This is a genomic window from Thermogutta sp., assembly GCF_014359955.1.
Classification (GTDB): Bacteria; Planctomycetota; Planctomycetia; order Pirellulales; family Thermoguttaceae; genus Thermogutta.
In genome coordinates this window covers 1-2,432 of record NZ_JACIYL010000683.1, presented here as the reverse complement: position 1 = coordinate 2,432, position 2,432 = coordinate 1, and the positions used below count along the sequence as shown (strand labels likewise).

At 55.6% G+C, this 2,432-nt stretch carries 2 protein-coding genes; both read left to right on the top strand.

Features of this window, described 5'->3' with window-relative positions; translation table 11 throughout:
- Positions 1–837 (top strand): TolC family protein (locus tag H5U08_RS15830; protein ID WP_297035218.1); only part of this gene is annotated, 837 nt, incomplete at its 5' end.
- Positions 838–1,056: 219 nt separating this feature from the next.
- A partial coding sequence (locus H5U08_RS15825; RefSeq protein WP_297035213.1) for a sulfatase occupies positions 1,057–2,432 on the top strand: 1,376 nt, incomplete at its 3' end.

The following is a 2,432-nucleotide window of genomic DNA, read 5'->3' as shown; positions in this document are numbered from 1 at the left end:
GTCGCAGAAGCATCCCTGAAGCAGAGCAGGGCGCTGTTAGAATCGCGACAGGGGACACGCTTGGAGGTTGTTCAATTTGAGCTTCAGGTGGAGCGGTTGCGTGCCCAGCAGGAAGCCGCCGAGCGACAGATTCCTTTTCAAAGAGAAAAGCTCGCGGCCGCCATTGGCTCCCGAATACCCGGAGATGTTTCGTTTGAGGATGTGTTTTCGCTTCCTTTGCCGGAATACGATTGGGACGCACTCCTCCAGCAGGTTCTCGCCTCTCATCCCGACGTTTCAGCCGCCCAGTGGGAAGTACAACGGGCACGCTATCTGAGTGAGCGAATGCGCAAAGAAAAGTGGCCCAACGTCACGGTGGGAGCAGGGTATACTCGGCAGAATGAAACTCGCGGGGACGACTGGACACTGGGCGTGAGTGTGCCCCTGCCGCTGTGGGATCGCAATCAGGGCAACATCCTGGCGGCCGATGCGCAGGTAAGCCAGGCCCTGGAGCGTGTACGACAGGTGAAGGAGGATCTCCGTGACCAACTGGCCACGGCTTTTCGGGAATACGCTGCTGCCCGCAAGAGAGTCCAGCGATACGAGCAAGACATTCTGCCCCGGGTTCGAGAGGCCGTGCAACTGTCGATGCAGGGATACACGGGGGGCGTTATGGAATACCTGCGGGTCCTGGAAGCCCAGCGGTCGGAAATAGAAACAAGATTGGATTACCTTGCGAGCCTCGGGGACGCCTGGCAGGCCGCCGCACAAATATCAGGCATTGTGGGAGAAAAGGCCTGGCCTGTCAGGAATCAGGCCACGCCAGCCGCTCAGAGTGAAACCACGGGGGCGCCGTAGGGCTCGTTGACGTCTCGTGCGATGCCCGCTGCTGCATCCTCCCATTTAAGCTTGCCCCACCCCACTTTTTGTCGCGAGTTTTGAGAGATTCTTAACACCTACCGGTTTGTAGCGGCAATTCATGAATTGCCCGTACCTTGAACAGGAGCCGAACTTCAGCTTGGTGGCACTCTCGCTGTGAGGCCGTTATAATGAACGCCGGTTTAAGCGGGAGCAGTCTTGCTCTTCACAGAGATTGAGGGAACCACCATGATTACCCCGGCATTTGTGCTTTTGATTGGCTGTACTATTTCTGCAGCAGATCCGGTCGCTTCTCCCAACGTTGTTTACATCGTGACAGATGACCAGCGCTACGATGCCATGAGCTGCGCAGGGCATCCGTTTCTGAAAACTCCTAACATGGACCGACTGGCCTCTGAGGGGGCGAATTTTGTGAATGCTTTCGTGACCACGTCGCTGTGTTCACCCAGTCGAGCCTCAACGATTTCTGGCCTGTATGCCCACACTCACGGAGTGATCAACAATTTCACCGAGTTTCCCGACGATTTGCCCAGCCTCCCGAAGCAACTCCAGTCGGCCGGCTACGAGACGGCGTATATCGGCAAGTGGCATATGGGCGAGGACAACGATGCTCCGCGGCCGGGATTCGATTACTGGGCCAGTCATAAAGGCCAGGGCAAATATTTCGATAATGAATTTAACATCAATGGACAGCGGGTGATGTTGAAGGGGTATTACACCCACCGGATTACAGAACTCGCTGTCAACTGGCTTCGCCGTCCGCACGAAAAGCCGTTTCTCCTCATGATTGGTCACAAGGCACCCCATACACCCTTTACACCGGAGCCGAAATACGAGCATATTTTTGACAATATTGAGATCCATTATCCGGCCAGCGCTTTCGCGCTCGAGGGCAAACCCGACTGGGTCAAGGAACGGCTGGTTACCTGGCACGGTATTTACGGCCCGCTCTTTGGCTTCCGTGAGAAATTCCCGGATACGCGTCCGGAAGCCGAGGCCGATTTTGCCCGAATGGTGCGAGCTTATTTCGCCACCATCAAATCCGTGGATGACAGCCTCGGTGAGATTCTTAAAACGTTGGAGGAGACCGGCCAGCTCGACAGGACGATTGTTGTGTTCACGTCGGACAACGGATTTTTGCTGGGCGAATACGGCATGATGGACAAACGGACCATGCATGAGCCAAGTATCCGCGTGCCTTTGCTGGTGCGTTATCCACCTATCATCAAGCCGGGGACGGTGATCAAACAGATGGTCTTGAACATCGACACAGCCCCCAGTCTTCTCGACCTGTGTGGAGCACCGCCTCTGCCGAAAACTCATGGCCGTTCATGGCGGCCCCTTTTGGAGGGAAAGACCGAAGGTTGGCGAAAGAGCTGGTACTACGAATACAACTACGAAAAGCAGTTTCCCTACACGCCGAATATCCGCGGCGTTCGCACGGAACGCTGGAAATACATGCATTATCCCACCGGTGATGGAAGCCCTGACAAACACAAAGCGGAGCTCTACGATTTGCTCAATGATCCGGAAGAACGGCATAATCTCATCGACGATCCCCGCTATCAGGGGGT